The organism is Candidatus Eisenbacteria bacterium, from assembly GCA_026388185.1.
Classification (GTDB): Bacteria; Eisenbacteria; RBG-16-71-46; order JAFGJU01; family JAFGJU01; genus JAPLKG01.
Genome location: JAPLKG010000014.1, coordinates 57,420 through 74,512, shown reverse-complemented (window position 1 = coordinate 74,512; position 17,093 = coordinate 57,420). Strand labels below are relative to the sequence as shown.

14 protein-coding genes are annotated in these 17,093 nt (G+C 55.4%); 4 read left to right on the top strand and 10 right to left on the bottom strand.

Going from position 1 to position 17,093, the window contains the following annotated elements:
* Positions 1–169: 169 nt before the first annotated feature.
* Positions 170–1,615 carry a tryptophanase gene (locus NTX17_07820; GenBank protein ID MCX5801276.1) on the bottom strand — a complete coding sequence of 482 codons (1,446 nt, stop codon included), beginning with the start codon at positions 1,613–1,615 and terminating at the stop codon, positions 170–172.
* Positions 1,616–2,096: 481 nt separating this feature from the next.
* Here NTX17_07820 and NTX17_07815 point away from each other — a divergent pair, with 481 nt between their 5' ends.
* Both NTX17_07815 and NTX17_07810 read left to right on the top strand, forming a co-directional pair.
* Positions 2,097–3,251: a cystathionine gamma-synthase gene (locus tag NTX17_07815; GenBank protein MCX5801275.1), complete on the top strand. Its 1,155-nt coding sequence runs from the start codon at positions 2,097–2,099 to the stop codon at positions 3,249–3,251.
* Between the two features lie 23 nt (positions 3,252–3,274).
* Positions 3,275–4,201: a GNAT family N-acetyltransferase gene (locus NTX17_07810; GenBank protein MCX5801274.1), complete on the top strand. Its 927-nt coding sequence runs from the start codon at positions 3,275–3,277 to the stop codon at positions 4,199–4,201.
* Between the two features lie 16 nt (positions 4,202–4,217).
* Here the strand turns inward: NTX17_07810 and NTX17_07805 are convergent, their stop codons facing one another.
* From NTX17_07805 to NTX17_07780, 6 genes are all read right to left on the bottom strand, one after another.
* On the bottom strand, positions 4,218–5,057 hold the full coding sequence (locus NTX17_07805; GenBank protein ID MCX5801273.1) for an Fpg/Nei family DNA glycosylase: 840 nt from the start codon (positions 5,055–5,057) through the stop codon (positions 4,218–4,220).
* Between the two features lie 134 nt (positions 5,058–5,191).
* Complete coding sequence (locus NTX17_07800) at positions 5,192–6,109, bottom strand: DMT family transporter (GenBank protein ID MCX5801272.1); 918 nt, start codon at positions 6,107–6,109, stop codon at positions 5,192–5,194.
* 10 nt (positions 6,110–6,119) lie between these two features.
* Positions 6,120–7,919 carry a hydrogenase maturation protease gene (locus NTX17_07795; GenBank protein ID MCX5801271.1) on the bottom strand — a complete coding sequence of 600 codons (1,800 nt, stop codon included), beginning with the start codon at positions 7,917–7,919 and terminating at the stop codon, positions 6,120–6,122.
* Positions 7,920–7,989: 70 nt separating this feature from the next.
* Positions 7,990–8,769, bottom strand: a complete 780-nt coding sequence (locus NTX17_07790) for a hypothetical protein (protein ID MCX5801270.1) — start codon at positions 8,767–8,769, stop codon at positions 7,990–7,992.
* 83 nt (positions 8,770–8,852) lie between these two features.
* Complete coding sequence (locus NTX17_07785) at positions 8,853–9,716, bottom strand: FAD/NAD(P)-binding protein (protein ID MCX5801269.1); 864 nt, start codon at positions 9,714–9,716, stop codon at positions 8,853–8,855.
* The gene (locus NTX17_07780) at positions 9,716–10,813 is read right to left on the bottom strand and encodes a 4Fe-4S dicluster domain-containing protein (GenBank protein ID MCX5801268.1); all 1,098 of its coding nucleotides are present in this window, start codon (positions 10,811–10,813) and stop codon (positions 9,716–9,718) included. Before NTX17_07780 ends, NTX17_07785 begins: the two co-directional genes overlap by 1 nt.
* A gap of 516 nt (positions 10,814–11,329) precedes the next feature.
* On the opposite strand from NTX17_07780, the gene NTX17_07775 reads away from it, so the two are divergent.
* Together NTX17_07775 and NTX17_07770 are read left to right on the top strand one after the other, a co-directional pair.
* Positions 11,330–12,697, top strand: a complete 1,368-nt coding sequence (locus NTX17_07775) for a phospholipase D-like domain-containing protein (protein ID MCX5801267.1) — start codon at positions 11,330–11,332, stop codon at positions 12,695–12,697.
* A gap of 168 nt (positions 12,698–12,865) precedes the next feature.
* Entirely contained in the window at positions 12,866–13,417 is a 552-nt protein-coding gene (locus NTX17_07770) for a hypothetical protein (GenBank protein ID MCX5801266.1), read from the top strand.
* Positions 13,418–13,566: 149 nt separating this feature from the next.
* On the opposite strand, the gene NTX17_07765 is transcribed toward NTX17_07770, so the two are convergent.
* From NTX17_07765 to NTX17_07755, 3 genes are read right to left on the bottom strand one after another with little or no spacing between them, the layout of a single operon-like run.
* Positions 13,567–15,588: a CoB--CoM heterodisulfide reductase iron-sulfur subunit A family protein gene (locus NTX17_07765; GenBank protein MCX5801265.1), complete on the bottom strand. Its 2,022-nt coding sequence runs from the start codon at positions 15,586–15,588 to the stop codon at positions 13,567–13,569.
* A gap of 3 nt (positions 15,589–15,591) precedes the next feature.
* Complete coding sequence (locus NTX17_07760) at positions 15,592–16,506, bottom strand: CoB--CoM heterodisulfide reductase iron-sulfur subunit B family protein (GenBank protein MCX5801264.1); 915 nt, start codon at positions 16,504–16,506, stop codon at positions 15,592–15,594.
* Positions 16,507–16,514: 8 nt separating this feature from the next.
* Positions 16,515–17,087, bottom strand: coding sequence for a 4Fe-4S dicluster domain-containing protein (locus NTX17_07755; GenBank protein MCX5801263.1), 573 nt, complete (start codon positions 17,085–17,087; stop codon positions 16,515–16,517).
* Between the last annotated feature and the right edge of the window lie 6 nt (positions 17,088–17,093).

The following is a 17,093-nucleotide window of genomic DNA, read 5'->3' as shown; positions in this document are numbered from 1 at the left end:
GGCATAACGGCTGCAACCTCTTTTGTGGCCCGGGTTGCTCGGCGTCTGATTCTAATAGAGGCCTCCCCCTTGGGGAGGCCTCTACGTAATATAGTGTCCTGCTCGTCGCCAGTCGCGGTTCCTCGCAAGAGGTGCCGGCGTATCTCGTCACCGCTACTCGGTAACAGCGCTAGCAATTCGTTCCAAAATCGGTCTCGAACGCCTTCGCTAGTTTCTCACTCCAATTGTCCAGGGCTTCCAACCTGCCGAAGAAGAACCTCAAGACTTTCGGTTCCTCCACGAACTTCAACCCCTTGATCAAGTCTCGGTGCTTGTACAGCCAGGTCAGTCGATCGACGGCATACTCGATGTGTGACATGGTGTACACGCGACGCGGAACGGCGAGTCGCGCCAATTCCAGATCTGCGTACACTTCGTTGCCGTCCAGATCTCTGTCGTTAGAAATAGTGCCTCGTTCCATGCTTCTGATGCCGGAGGCGATGTAGATGGCCGCCGCGAGGGCGCCGGCGGGATACTGCGCCTGGGGTATGTGGGGCACGAAACGCATCGCGTCCACGTGGCATGCCAATCCGCCTGCAGGTGTAACCACCGGTACGCCGGTCTCGAGTAACCTTCCGACGAAGTACTCGATGAACTCCGGAGAGGCGCCTGCCACGTTGAACTCGGTCATTTCTCTGAGACCTACTGCCATGGCTTCGATCTCTTTCGTGGACATACCGCCGTATGTTGCGAATCCTTCATAGACGGGCAGCCAATCGAGTATCCTCTGATAGTACTCTTTATTGTTTGTGGCCATCATGCCGCCTCGCACTGAAGCGCTCTTGCGACCGGACAGATACAAGAGGTCCACGAGGCTCATCATTTCCCGGATGATTTCGGCGATGGACTTGTTGGCGTATTCCTTCTCGCGCGTCTTGATGAAGTACGCGTTCTCGGATATGAGGCTGGCGTCAAACACCAGTGGGATTCCGTTTGCCGAAGCCACTTTCTTCACTTCACGCAGGTTGCTCAGTGAGAACGGCTGTCCCCCAACGAGGTTGGTAGTCGCCTCCATCCTGACGAAAGGAATCTTCTTCGCGCCGTACTTCTTTATCGCGTCTTCGAATTTCTTGATGTCCAGGTTGCCCTTGAACGGGCTCTTGCTCTGAGTGTTGAAAGTCTCATCCGTGCAGAGCTCGAGAACAGTGGCGCCGGCCAACACGAAATGCGCCTTCGTCGTGGTGAAGTGATAGTTCATTATCACGTAGTCGCCGGGCTTCACAAAAACTTTGGCGATAAGATGCTCGGCCGCTCTACCCTGGTGCACGGGTATCGTATAGTCGAAGCCGAGAATGTCCTTCACGGAACTGGCCAGCTTGTAGAAGCTCTCGCATCCCGCGTAGGCATCGTCTGCGACCATCATCGCGGCGAGCTGGTTATCACTCATTGCGTTGGTTCCGCTATCTGTGAGCATGTCGAGGAAGATATCTCTCGTTCGAAGCAAGAATGTGTTGTAACCGGCTTCTCCCATGGCCTTGAGCCGGTGTGCAGCCGGCGGTAGGGTGGTTTTCTGCACAATTCTTACCTTGTGCATCTCTATTGGGATTACTTTGCCGTTAGATAGCTTGATACTCATTTATGCTCTCCTCCACGATTCAAGTAGAAGTGCTTCCGGAAACCAGCAAGAGGCGTCTACCGGTCGGACCTCGCGGCCACGCGCGGCTGTTCGCGACGCTTTACCACCCCCTTTTCAGTATCCATCATTACTTATCGATAAATTGCTCCGAATCGGTTTGGTTCGGGTTCACCCAAGAACCCTTCCAGAGCGGCCAAGTGCGACCCCCATATCCAAACCTACGCATTATACATCAGGGCTCACGATGGAGCAAAGGCAAGAAATGCTGGTGCATCTGGTCCTACTCGATCGTGTGGAATTGTGTATAATAAGCGGGATCAAACCTGAGAAGCTGAAACCCACGATCGAACGACGCTCTACGTTGCGGCCGTGCTTCTGTGCCAGCTTGAGCCCTAGGCGTTAGCAGGGGTTAGTCGGATCTGACGATGGGTAAGGAAGCCGGTTCAGTTGGCCTAAGCCCGGTCGTCCATCCCGTCGCCTAATGAGGAGAAGGGAAACCATGAAATTCTCTACAAAAGCCATACACGTCGGCCAGGAACCTGATCCGCTCACGGGCGCGGTAATCGTCCCCGTGTATTTCACTTCCACGTACGCGCAGGAGAGCCCGGGAAAACACAAGGGCTACGAGTACTCGAGGACGCAGAATCCGACGAGGAAAGCCCTCGAACAGTGTGCAGCGGCCCTGGAGAACGGGAAGTACGGTCTCGCGTTCGCATCGGGGATGGCGGCCATCAACAACGTGTTGAACCTCCTCAAGAACGGCGACCACGTTGTCTGCACGGACGACATGTACGGAGGGACCTACCGCATACTGGACAAGGTGTACAGCGACTACGGGATCGAGTTTTCCCTTGCCGACAGTACCAATTCCTCAAACGTAGAGTCTCAAATTCGGAAGAACACAAGAATGCTCTGGATCGAAACCCCGAGCAATCCGCTGCTTCGCATCGCCGACTTGCGGGAGATCGCTCGGATAGGGAAAGACCGGGGAATAATCACGGTCGTTGACAACACTTTTGCTACCCCCTATTTCCAGTTGCCGCTGGACGTGGGCATTGACGTGGTTGTTCACAGCACGACCAAGTATCTGGGCGGTCACAGCGACGTGGTGGGAGGACTCGTCATCACAAACAACGAGGAACACTTCCGGCGGCTCAGGTTCTGCCAGAACGCCGTTGGCGCCGTTCCGGGGCCGATGGACGCCTGGCTGGTGCTGAGGGGAATCAAGACTCTTGCGGTGAGGATGAGAGAGCATTTCACCAACGCGCTCGAAGTGGCGAAGTTCCTCGAAGCTCATCCCCGCGTGAGTAGAGTCATCTATCCGTGGCTCGACAGCCATCCGCAGTGCGAGCTTGCCAAGAAGCAGATGTCGGGGATGAGCGGGATGATTTCATTCGAGATCAAGGGAGGGCTCGACGACGCGAGGCGCTTTCTCGAGCGAGTGAAACTCTTTGCCTTGGCCGAAAGCCTCGGTGGCGTTGAATCTCTCATCGAGCATCCGGCAATAATGACTCACGCGTACGTCCCGGCCGAAATGCGATTGAAACGAGGCATAACAGATTCTCTCATCCGCCTGTCGGTCGGAATAGAGAACGTAGAAGACTTGATCGACGATCTCGCCGCTGCGCTAGGGTAGCAAATCTCGCGTACGGTCGTGAAATGAAGATTTTCGTGCGTCCGATGTCACAACTCGCGCCTTCCGTGGTGGAACTACTGGTAGGAAACTGCTTTTTCTCCACGCCTGGGTTTGCCGAAATCTGGCGCACCAAAGGAGGCAGGTCGGTTGCCTGGGTAGCGGAAAACGACGGCGAAATCTCTGCAATTCTGCCCGGCGTCGAGTTTGGTCACGGCCGGCTCTGCAGATTCATGAGCATGCCGGACGGTTGTTATGGCGGAGTCTTCTTTGCAAAGGGACTCACCCGAGAGAGGGAACCGATCGCTCAGCGATTGATTGACGAGATTGTTCGTCGTCGCTACTCGAAGACGTACCTGTTCGATTTCTACGGTTCGGTCCCCTTGCACCCGAGGTTCGAGACCGTCCTGTGCGCCACAACGCTGGTGGACATCTCCGATCCGGAATGGGTGCCGCCTGACAGGAAGCTACTGTCGCAGATCCGCAAAGCAGACCGCGAGGGAATCCGAGTCGAACCGTTTGACTGGGATCAACACAATAATAGATTCATGAAGCTGGTACGCTCGACTGACAGGCGACACGGCCGTGCGCTCAAATACCCCGCGTCATTTTTCGAGGCTCTTGCCCGACTGGCCCGGCGAGACAGCAGGATTCACTGGATGTGGTGCGAATACGACGGGAAGCCGGCCTCGTCGCAGATCTACGTTGTCGAGAACGGGGCTCTCCAGGCGTGGCAGACGTACTTCGACAGGGAGTTTTCGTTCCTCAAACCGAATCAATACATGCGATTCATGTTGTGTCGAAAGGTGGCCAAACTCGGAATCAAGCGGCTGAATCTGGGTGCGACTCCCGGGGGCGCAGTAGGGTTGGCTCGTTACAAGAGCCGCTGGGGAGGAGAGCCGTTTCTTTACAATTGCTACGTTCTGAGGACCGGGCTCGGCAGGATTTTGTGAGCTGCCTCTCACGACGTCACGCCTGTTTGCTTCGTTTCTTCTTGATCGGTTTTAGCGGCTGGCAGGTCGAACAAATGAAAGTGCTGTTACTACCGGTCTTGATCTTCTCTATTTTTGTCCCGCAGGTAGGGCAGGGTTTGCCTTCCTTGTAGCCGATGATAATGTCTCTGGCCTTGAATCCTCCGGGTTTCCCGTACAGATTGAGTTCGTAGAAGGCGCCGCCTTTCCTCGCGCTAGGGCGGAGACCCCTATCGATCGCCTTCGCGAGCGCATCGAGCTCGCTCTCACCGAGCGTGTCTATCGTTCGTAACGGATGCAATCGTGCCATGAACAGAATGTCGTGTATGTATGCATTCCCTATGCCCGCAATTCGTGATTGATCCAACAACATCGACTTGACGGCGCCCCGCCGTCCCTTGAGTATTCCGCGCAGTTCCTCGGTCGTCACGCTAAGCGCGTTCGGCCCCAGATCAGCAGTCATGGCGTGTTTGTCGAGCCTGTCGGGCGCAACGTAATGGGCGTAGCCGAACCACCAGAAGTTCAGTGAGAGACAGGTGCGGTCGCTGAAGTAAATGATCAGTCGGCGCTTCTTCGGCAGGGCCGTGCGCTTTGTGAGCAATATCTCGCCACCCATGCCCAAATTGATGAGCAACCACCCGCGCGTCGTCTCGACAAACAGCCACTTGCCGCGGTAACTCACATCGACTATCTTTGCGCCGGCGAGCCCGGCCTTGAACGCCTTCGCCGAAACGTTCAGACACTTGGGTTGCAGCACCTCGATCTCGGCAATCGTTTTTCCGGCCAGCGCCTCTTTCATCTCAATGGCCCTGCTCATGATCTCCGGGAGTTCAGGCATTGTCACCTCCTAAGAAACGTGCCGCGCGTCGACCCGGGAACAGTCGCCAGGGCGCGGTATCAATCCCCGCGAGAGAAACCCCACAAAAGGGGAGCGGTCCTCCCGGTATAGGATCGGTCTCATGACAAGAGCCGTTATGTCTTGTTGACAAGATATATCCCCGTCAGTATCAATAGGCCCCCGGCAATCTGATTGATCTCCAGTGATTCACCGAGAATTGGGATGGCCGCCAGAGCCGTGATTACCGGCTGCCCCAAGAGGGTGACGGAAGCAATCGACGCCCTTATGTGTCCCAGAGCATAATTGATGGACAGCCATCCCACCACATGCGTGATCAGACCCAAGGCCAGCAGAGCCGTCCACGACTCGTACGAGAAACCGGTCAGCCTCTCGTGCCTCAGCAGGCAGACCACGAACAATGTTAGAGTGCTCGACAGAGCTGAAATGGTCGTGAAGGAAAGCGTTCCGGACTTCTCCCTACCGATTTGGGCGACCAGCAGATATCCGGCGTAGAAGAAGCTTGCAATGATGGCCAAGGTGTTGCCCAATCCGAACTGCATTGTCTTGATTCTCTCGAGACCCAGAATAAAGAGCATCCCGCTGAGGGCGACAATCATTCCCGGCCAGTAAAGTCTCCTGAACCTGTCCTTCAAGAAGATCATTGTGCCGAGGCCGACCCACACCGGTGCAAGATACGCGAGGACCGTAGCTGATGCGGCACTGGTGAAGAACAACGATGTGTTCCAGAGGGAGAGATCGAGCCCGAAGAAAAATCCGGCCAGGGTTGACAATGTCAGGGTACGTCTGTCGGGGAGCGCGCGGTAACGGAGCGACCATAAGGAAACCAGTGCAACGGAGGCGATGAGCATTCTGTAGAAAGCCGAGACGACTCCGGGCAGGGCTGCCAGGCGCACAAAAATGGCGGAGAAACCTATGCAGACCGTGCCCACCACCAGGCAAAGCCTGGCCAATAGCATCAGTTGTGACGTGGGTTGCTTGGAGGTCATTCGTTCAGTCCGTCCAGCCTCGATGCCGTGCTGGAGGTCTCTCACCCCCGGCCTCTCACACAAAGTCGCTCAGGAATTGTGTCACCTGTTCGACGGCGCGGGACACAACCGCGGACATTTCAGACGAGAATTCCGTGGACGAAGGCTGAATGGCCAGAAGGTAATGACCGCTATTGGCTGCGCCACCGTCCTCTTTATCGCCTCTCCTGCGGCTACTATCACATTCCAGAATCTGTCTGTAGAAATCGAATAGGGCCTTGTGTGTCGTGACGTGATTCGACTTGACTGAACTCAGAGGAAACAGCCCCACTTGTCCGGGCTCGGCGCCGAAGTCCGCCGCGTCGATGAATACGACGGGACCTTCGCCAATCTCCGCCAGATGCGAAAGGAACTTCTGCCATTCGTCTTCAGCCACGGCCCTCTGACAACCAAGCGACTTCAGTCGTCGGGCAATAACGATACCCAGCCCGTCGTCTGCCCTATCGACGTTTCCGAGTCCCACGAAAATCGGACGCGCCGGCTTCTCAGATTCGGCGCCCCCGAATGCCGAAGACAAGTTGAGTTTCCAATTCGGCCTTTCGGTCCTCTTCACTTCTACCAAATGAGCCGAGCACGAAAGGCACGGATCGTAGGCCCTGGCGATGGTCTCAAGAATCGTAGTCGGGTCGTTGTTGAAATCGGACGGCAGGTTCTCGACTGCCAGTCTGAAGTACCGCTCGATGTCGTCCAGGTTTTGAGCCGTGGGAGTTATGATGTCGGCCTCGGCTACCCGGCCGTCCTTTATACGATAATGGTGATAGAGGGTTCCGCGCGGAGCCTCGACCGCTCCGGTTGCCTCGCCGTCTGAGCGAGTGGCGGAAACGACAGGGGGATCTGCCAGCGGGATTATCTTGTCGATCAGAGCAGGAATTTCTTCAATGCAATACACCATCTCGATCGCCTGGGCCATTATGTTGAAAAGGGGATTCGTCTTCCATCTCGGCCCGTAGTATTTCTTGAAGCATTTCGCTGCCTCGCCGGTCAGTCTTTCGCCGAGCAGGTTCACTCTGGCCAGCGAGCCGACGGAGAAGGGCTTTCCTTTGTAAAGCGAACGCTTGGCGAAGGAGTGCGGTACCACTCTCTCGTTCGTCAGCTTCTTGTAGTCTTCTATGCTCAATTCTTCCTTCGACGAGAGAAGAACCGTGTCGCCGACAAATCCAAATTTGCCGTCCTCTGGATTACAGGCAACGTAAAGCGTGTCTGACTCGAAGAAGTCGGGCAAGGAGAACGAGCCGACGAGATCTGCCGCCTTGACGGCCTGTGGCAGCAGCTCTTCGGCCAGATTCTTTATCTCCGTCAGTTGTTGCTTGGAAGGAAAGCGGCCGAAGCCACCGATGATCGGATTCTCGCCGTGTATCATTCTGTCGGCGGTTGTGGCCATGATCAGGTTGCCGAATTTCTTTATCTTGAGAGCGAGCGCTACTTCGTTCTTGAAATCATCCAGCAGGGCAATCGCCGAGGGTCGATTCACCAGGTCCGGCAACGAGAGAAAAAAAATGTGGAGAGAATGGCTCTCTATCATCTCACCAAAATGCATCAACGTTCGAGTGAGATGAGTCTTGGGAGGAACGGTTATCCCCAGGGCTCTCTCCATGGCTCTGAGGGCGGAATAGCGGTGAGAGAGCGTGCAAATCGCGCAAATCCGACAAACCAGACTCACGTCTTCTGCCGGCGTCTTTCCGACGGTCAGGCTCTCTATCAGTCGCGGTCCCTCGAAAACGTTGAACAAAACGTCCTTGATTTTGTTGCCTTCCATCTCGACCAAGATTCCGCCGTGTCCTTCTACCCTGGCCAACGATTCAATTTCAATCTTCATTGTCGTTCTCCCAGTTGTGCATTTCTTCTTCGAGTGATCTATCCTCTAGGGCGCGTCTTCGCGCGCCGGTTTACTTTACGTTTCCAAGTTGCTTCAGATATTCGACGATTCTCTTGCCGCCGAAGTTTCTCACTCTTCGCTCTATGTCCTCGGCCTTGAATCCCTTCTCCAGGAGGAGGTGATACTGGGCAAGAAGGTTGGCCTCCTCGTAGGGTCCCCAGCATCCGACGCAAGGGATGTTGTAGCTGGGACACGCTCCGCCGCATCCGGCGGCGGTCAGGGGGCCGAGGCAGAGCACGTTCTTGACCAAGAGGCACTGGTTTTCCTTCCACTTGCATTCAATGCAGACCGGGAACCCGTAGAGCTCCGGATTGTTGCCGTTTATGATGCGAGTGAAGGCGTGGAAGAACTGTTTTGCATCGATCGGACACCCCGGGATGTAGCCGTCGACTTTGACGAAGTCATCAATCGGTCGAGATTCGAAAGCCTTGCCGACGGGAATCTTGTCCTTGCCATACACTTTCTTGAACCTCTCTTCCCATCCGCCGAGCCCCATATTCATTGCCTGAATGCCTCCGAAGCAAGCACAGATACCGATGGCGAAGACTTTCTTGCTTCTCGAGGCTATCTCCATCAGTTTCTCTTTCTGTTCCTCGGTCGTAATAGAGCCTTCTATCAAGGCGACGTCCAGTTTCTCCTCCACGTTGTCCCGCTTTGCCATGAGGAAAGACGAGACGTTCACCACCGTGAAGAAATCAACTAGTTCGTCCTCGGAATGAATGATTGCCAGGGCGTCACCGGCGCAACCAGTGAACTCGTAGATTCCAACTTTCAGATCGGTTCGTCTCATAGGGTCTCCCTGAATTGGCTAGGTCTACTACAGATTGGCTCCATCCTTCGTCGTCGGCCGTGCGGCACAGTCAACCGCCCTCCCTAGATTAGCTCTCTCATGCGGAGAACGTCCCAGTAAGAGAAAACGGGGCCGTCGAGACAGGCGTACATGTAATCGATCGCACAGTGCCCACATTTTCCAGTCCCGCATTTCATTCTACGTTCCAGCGTCATCAGAATCTGATGCTTGGGGATATTGAGCTTGAGAAGCTCCGCAATCACGAATTTATACATCACCGGAGGGCCGCACACGACTGCGTACGTGTTCTCCGGGTTGACGTCCTTCACCTGATCAAAGAGGCAAGTGACGAGACCGACGCGGGCGGGCCATTTGCCCGTGTCGTCCGCGTCGACGGCGAGGAGACACGAAAGGTCGTCTCTTTCGCACATGCTGAAGAACTCTTCGCGGAAGAGCATCTCCGCGGGTTTCTTGGCTCCGTGGAGGAAGTGAATCTTTCCGAAGAGTTCCCTGTTGTCGAGCGCGTAAAGAAGAAGAGAGCGCAGGGGCGCAGCACCAAGTCCACCGACGATGAATATCAAATCGTGGCCGACCATTTTCTCCATCGGGAATCCGTTCCCGTAAGGTCCCCTGACGCCGATGGTTGAATTCTCTTTCAGCCTGAACAGGGCATCCGTGACCGACCCCACTTTTCTTATGCAGAATTCAATCAATCCCGGCCGGGACGGCGAGGAAGAAATCGAGAAGGGAGCCTCTCCGGCTCCGACCACGGAAACCATCATGAACTGCCCCGGGCGATAGTCTATGGAGAAAGCCCTCTCCGCATCGAGAGGCCTCACCTGGAAAAGGCGAACGTCGTCCGTCAGATTGTATCTTCGGACGATTCGCATCATCTCAGGGTAAAATGGGTTACACTCAGTCTGCCTGGCATATTCGATGCTTTTCATTACCCCTCCTTCTTCACGGCGAGTCTTTTCCAGAAGGCGTCAACGGTTTCACCTCGCAATGCCTGGGCCACGGTCTCAACGTTTATGCTCACCGGGCACGTCAGGATGCATCTGCCGCAGCCGACACAGGCGTACTTTCCGAAGGCCGATATGAACGCCTGCAGTTTGTGCGTGTACCACAGCTTCAGTCGGTCCGATCTCTTGGAGCGGAAGTTGTGACCGCCGGCCACAAGTGAATACTCTCTGAGCATACAGGAATCCCAGAACCTTCTTCTTTCACCCTCGTCGTTATGAACGTAGAAGTGATCCGATACGTTGTAGCAATTGCAGGTCGGACAGACCATGGAGCAGGAACCGCACGACAGGCAGCTCAACGCGAGCTCTTCCCACAGATTGTCGTTGTACTTGAGCTCCATGAGATCCGCCAGCGCCGTGAACGGAATGTCGAGTTTGAATTGACCGTCGCGCCAGTTTTTCCAGTCGATGAACTTCTGTATGTGCTTCACGTCGAGCTTTTCTTCGAAGAGTTCCGGTTTGAGTCTGAACAGGTCGTCTCCCTTGCTCGAGCCGATCCACATCAGGTAGAAATCGCCCAAGTCAGAGAAGTACAAGTCAAACCCTTCTTCGATCACGTGGGTGCGGGTCGAGAGACAGAAGCACTTGTCGTCGGGCACGCAGGAATGCCCGATGATTATCGTGTTTTCCCTTCTCTTAAGCCAGTAAGGATCTGGAAACGCACGAGTAAAAAGTTTGTCCAGAATAAGGATGCCGTGAATGTCACAAGGATGCAAGCCAAAGACGATCTTGGGGGAGATTTCGGAAGAGTCCTCACGGTACCCATGTTCGTCGAACTTGAACATGTTGAAATTGGTCGGGTGGAAGAAAATCTTTGGCGGGATAATTGTCCGCGTCGCATCCAGTACCAGTTCGGAGAACTCGTCTACCTTTCTGTAGTTGTAACTCTCCATGTTCGTTGCGGGGCCGAACATCTCGATGTTCTTCTCGTCGTTCTTTACCGGCCCCCAGATTTCGCCCTTCTTCTTGATGGCGTCAACGAACTGCGGCAACCTCTCTTTGGCTATCTTTACGACTTTCATTCTCTCTCCTCACATCCTTGGGTAGCGGCAAGAACGCTCGCGGCCTACGCCAGGCAACGATGCCGGCCGGATGATGAAAGCGAACTCGGCGAAGCGAGTGGATTGAATGACACGAAACTCGAACGCGAGGCTCGGGTACGAAGCCCGATACAGAGTTCCAATGTCAGACTCCAAGACCAAGTATGGTACCGCGTAAAGGGAGGTTTTGCAAGGGGCTTCTGCGAGAGTCGCGTCGCCTTCACTCGCATCATAAACGGCAACAATCCGGAGCTCTACCCATGGTTGGCGATTGTTGTTGCATTGGAGCGTTGCCGGGACTGTAATTGTGGATGTGGAGTGCGGGTAACGCGTGAGCCTACGTCCGGCGCCTTCGGGCCGGCGAGGGCGACCTACGCCGCGATACGATGCGCAGGCACCGGGTGTGGGTCTACGTGCGCTTACCCGCGCGGTGTTCGTGTCACTAACAGATGGGATCTACCAGCTCGAGTAACTCGAGCAAATGAGGACAATTGAGCAATGAGACGAGAAACTGGGTTCGCCGCGGCTAACGTCTTTGTTTTCATCCCGTTGCTGCTGCTTCTGGCAGCCGTTTTCTTTTGCCTTGACGCCGACTCGTGCTCCGCGTCTGGCGTTTTCCGACCCCCGAGCGTCGGTGCCGGGTTGCCTGCCGGGATTGAGGAATTCGAACTGGTCGAGAGTGTTCCAGTCGAGACCGACATGGACAATCAAGAGATAAGAAATACACATGAAGTCTGGCTCGAAATGATCGGGGGAGCCGCCAATACGCTTGAGGTTGCAGAATTCTACGTTTCTGACGCCCCGGGCGAGCCGCTGGAGGACGTTCTGAATGCCATAGTGGACGCGGCTCAAAGAGGGGTCCGCGTGCGTTTTGTGGTCGACTCCAAGATGTACCGGACCTATCCGGAGCGCCTCGACTGGCTATCAAGGCAGAAGAACGTGCTGGTAAGGACGATAGACATGGGACGCATCAGCGGCGGCGTGATGCATGCAAAGTACTTCATCGTGGACGGCAAGGAAGTCTTCCTTGGAAGCCAGAATTTCGATTGGCGCGCTCTCAAACATATTCACGAGATAGGTTGCAGAGTGAAGAGCAAAGAATTTGCGGGGGTTTTCTCTGATCTGTTTGAGCTGGACTGGAAATCGGCCGAAGGTCTTGGGAACAAGGCGAGAGACTCCGGCGTCGGCGGCGCGCGGGAACAGTACGTGGCGCACAAGACCTACCGGCTCCCACTGGCAGGGCTGGTCAACGTGCCTTACCCGCACGGGACGATTCCTTCCAAGTACGGGAGCAAAGACACCGTCGTGGTCTGGCCGGTCTACGGCCCCAGAGGTTTCATCCCCGACGAGAAGTTGTGGGACGAGCAGAACATAGTCAAGCTGATTGACAGTGCCAGAAGGGAAATAGACATTCAGGTGTTGACCTACTCTACCATCTCCGATGGAGCTTACTATCCGATTCTGGACAACGCTCTACGAAATGCTGCCGCACGCGGCGTGCTCGTGAAACTCATCGTGTCCGATTGGGCGAAGAGTCATCCTCAAATCGACTGTTTGAAGAGTCTCGGCCTCATGCCGAACATAGGAGTCAAACTCAGCACAATACCGGAGTGGTCCGGCGGCTTCGTCCCGTACGCCCGCGTTGAACACTGCAAGTACATGGTCGTGGACGGGAACATGTCGTGGATCGGTTCAAGCAATTGGGAAAGGAGCTATTTTTACGGGTCCAGAAATGTCGGGCTCGTCGTGAAGAGCCTGGCAATAGCGGAGATGCTCCGTCAGATTTTCTACAAGGACTGGGACGGCGAGTACACGTACACGGTCAGGCCCGACGTTCAATATCAACCCCCGAAACGATCTGAATAGGCGGCGGAGTGGCTTGGTGTCAAGTCGCCGCTTGACGGAAGCGACTTCAAATGGTATAATGCCCCCGTTCCGGATTCTACGCTTTTATCCGTTCCACCGACTTGGGTTTCTCGTTTTTGGTGCCGTTCTTTGCAGCACCGTGGCGACATTGCAACTAGGAGGTGTGACGTGCGATTTGTCACAGTTGTTCTCATGGCTCTTTGCTTGGGCGTCCTGTTCCTGGCTCTGCCCGTGAGCGCGGCAACGGTCTGGAGTTCGTTCAACAACTTTGTGTATTCCTACACCGTGACCCCGGCTCCAGGGGAGGTCATCATGGACTTCCATGTCTATGCGGGCGTAGCTGAAGGCAACATAGGGCACTATCTTAACCTGGTCATGCCCGCTGGATGGAACTTCACCGTTACCCAGCTTCCATCGGCGGTTGCGCTTACTTGGTGGACAACCACCAACCCGCTGCCCGTCGGAGTTGCGTCTGCGTTCGGCTACACGCACTATTGCGCTCCGTGCTGTCATTCATGGTTTGTGACAGGAACGGGCTCGTCCAGTCCCTTCGATCAGCCGATAGATGGTTCTTGGAACCATCCGACCGAACCGTGCAACGTCCCTTCACCGTTTAATGACTTGTGTGGGGGGCCGGGGTTGGTCGTTGCTCCAATCTATCCGGAGCAAACGCCGGTCGACAATTCGACGTGGGGACACGTTAAGGCTCTATATCGTTAGTCGTTCTTCGCACAGGACGAGACAACAGAAAAAGGGGTGGGAAGCTCAATTGGCTTCTCACCCCTTCTGTATTCTGTGACCCTGCGCCCATCGGGTGCGTGGGGGACTAAACTCGGCTCACCCCGCCTCGCGCTCTGTGCGCACTCGGTTTATTTTGTCGGCGAGCCGGTCCCCGCCAATTCTGCTTCCGTCTCCTTCCCGCGCTCTTTTCTCCACGAGAGAAGTCCCTCTATCTCGTGCAGTATCTGATTGTCGTTGAAATTGTCAGCCTCTATGGCTCCGGCCGGGCATGCAGCCGCGCACGTACCGCAGCCGTGGCACAGCGTTTCATCGACGGCCACTAGCTGAGGCTCGCCGTCAACGGATATTGCCTGGTAAGGACAAATACTGACGCACGTCAGGCACCTGCTGCACAGATCCGAGTCTATGTGAGCGCCCACGGCTTCGAGCAGCGCGTTTCCACGACTCAGTAACGTGATGGCGCCGCTGGCCGCCGCCGACGCCTGGGAAACGGTGTACGGAATATCCTTCGGACCCGCACACGTACCGGCTATGAAAATGCAGTTGTTTGAAGTGCCGAACGGATTGAGCTTGGGATGCTGCTCAATAAAGAATCCGGCCTTGTTCCGCGAAATACCGAAGAGCCTTCCGACTTCCCCGGCGTCTTTTTGAGCCTCCAGGGCGTTCGCGAGAATCACCATGTCCACGGGTACACGACGTATCACGCCGGTGAGGGTGTCCTCGGCCTGAACGACGAGCTTGCCGTGTTCCGACACGTCGCGAGCGTCGCGGGTGACGCCGGCCACCTTCCCGCGCACAAAGCGCACGCCCTCGTTAAGCAACCTGTCATAGAATTCCTCGTAGCCCTTGCCGACACATCGCATGTCTATGTAGAAGTTGTAAATCCTTGCGTGTGTGTGCTCGTGAAGAAGGTGAGCAAACTTGAGCGAGTACATGCAACAGACTTCGGAACAATACGTGTTGTATCTCTGATCTCTGCTGCCTGTGCAGTGGATGATCGCGATGGAATCAGGTTCTTTTCCTTCCGACGTTAGGACCTTTCCCTGGCTAAAGCCACTCGCGTTAACCATCCGCTCGAATTCGAGAGAGGTGTACACGTCGGGATACTTGCCATATCCATATTGCGGCATCCTCGTGGCGTCGAATACCTCATGGCCCGTGGCGAGAATGATGGCCCCGACGTCCACTTCCTCGACTCTGTCCTGTTGCTCGAAATCGATTGCATTCCTCTTACAGAACTTCTCGCACGCGCGGCATTTTCCGGTCTTGAAATAGATGCAGGCAGCCTTGTCAATCACGGGCTTGTTGGGCACTGCTTGCGCAAAGAGCGTGTACACTGCTTTGCGCTGGCCTCTGCCTTGTTCAAACTCGTTGGGCACTTTTGCCGGGCATTTCTCCTGGCATATCCCGCAACCGTTACATTTCTCGAAGTCCACGTATGCCGCCTTGTGCCGGATCTTCGCCTTCATGTTGCCCGCATATCCGCTGATGCCTTCTACCTCGCTGTAAGCGAAGAGCTTTATGTTGGAATGCTGGCCGACGGCGACCATCTTGGGAGTAAGGATACAAGCGGAGCAATCGAGAGTGGGGAACGTCTTGTCCAGCATGGCCATGTGACCGCCGATGGACTGCTTGCGTTCAACGAGATACACCTTGTAGCCGGCGTCCGCACACTGGAGAGCGGCCTGGATACCGGCGATTCCGCCGCCGACAACCAGAACGGACTGGACGACCGGCACCTCCCGTTCGGCGAGAGGTCGCAGGTGACGGACTTTGCCGACCGTTCCCGCCACGATTGCTTTTGCCTTCTCGGTCGCCGCAGCAGGATCCTCGGTCACCCAGGAGCAGTGCTCCCTAATGTTTGCCATCTGCATTCTGTAATGGTTGAGCCCGGCAGAGGCGCACGTGCCGCGGAACGTCTTCTCGTGCATCAGAGGCGAGCACGCCGCGACCACCACCGCGTCGAGGTCCTTCTCCCGAATGTCCTGCCGGATGAGCTCCTGACCTGGTTCAGAACACATGAATTGATAGTCCCTGGCCGTAACCACGTTCGGCAGGTTCTTCGCCATTTCTCCGACCGCTTTTACGTCCACCTTACCTGCGATGTTTGAACCGCAGTGACAGACATACACTCCAATTCGAGGCGCCATCGTTCATCCCCCTATCGCTGCCGGAGCCTTTTCCTTTTGCATATTGGTAATCGCTTTTGCCACGCCCGGAAGAACCGAGCGGGAAAGCCCGAGTTCTTCGGGCGATATCCCCATCGCCAAGCCCACCAACTGAGTGATGCTTAGTATGGGCAGCTCGTCTTTCCCTGCGAATTTGTCGTTTCTGAACTGAACCAGCTCAAGATTGAGCTGGCAAAGCGGACACGCAGAGACGACAATGTCTGCCTTTGTTTCTCTTGTGCTTCTGAGTATCTGCCTGCCCATGTCTAGGGCAACGTTCTTGCGCGTGGCCATCAGCGCTCCGCCGCAGCAGGCGGTCTTGAGTTCAAAGGGTGCAACCTCCGCCCCGAGCGCTTCGATTATCTTCTCCATGTTCTGCGGATTGTACGCGTCGTCCTTCTCGGCGTACGGGCGCACCATCTGGCAACCGTAGTACGGAGCGATCTTGAGTCCGGTGAGAGGATTACCCACGTATTTCTGGTTGCTCACGTATTGCTTGATTTTCTCGACGCCCACCTCATTCACCAGGAACTCTACCAAATGACGTACCACGGTCGTCCCTTTGTACGAGAGGCCGCCAGCCGCGAGAGCTTCTTTCACTTTCTCGGCCTCCTTGCCTCCCTCCTTGATCACATTGTTGACCTTCGTCAGCTCGAGCCAGCAACTCGGGCAGGGGGTGAGCAACTGCAGGCCGCTCGGCTCTGCCAGGGCCAGGTTTCTTGCCGCCAGGGCCAGTGCGAGAATCTTGTTTACCGCGATCACTGAGGTCGAGCCGCAGCAATTCCAGTCCGGCAATTCTTCCAGCGCGATGCCGAGCTTCGAAAAAACCGTAACGACGGACTCCTCGTATCCTCGAGAAGTTCCTTTCATAGAACAACCAGGGAAGTAGAGATATTTCATGGTAGAACCTATTCCTCCAGTGACAGGGCCTTCTGCACAATCTTCTTGAAAGAATCTTGATTCTTCACCTTGTGAGGTTGGATCTGCATGGTTCCCGTGCTGAACATCCTCATCCCAACCGGCATTTGCAATGCCAGGTCCACGGTATGATTGAACATCATGTATCTCAGGAGGAGCGTCATCTCGTGCATCCGCCCATACTTGCAGACTATTTCGGTGAACAGCTTGTAGAATCTGTGCACGTCGGAATCCTTAGTCACCATTTTTTCGCGGACGGATTTTCTCTTCAGCGCATACATGATCTCGGTTATCCTGATCTGCGCCGGACACCTTACGGTGCACTCGTAGCACGAGGAACACATCCATGGGGTAAGGCTTCCCAGCACTTCTTTTCTCATGCCGGCCCGAATCATGGCGAAAATACGCCGCGGCGGCTGTTCGAGCAAGGGCGCGACCGGGCAAGTAGCGCTGCACGTTCCACACTGCAAACAAGAGAGCACGCGCTCTCCCTCGGGAAGCGCGGCTATCTCTTCAAGAAACCCCGTGTCCTGTTGACCTTCAAAGAGCATGTTTTGTTTCATTTGGTA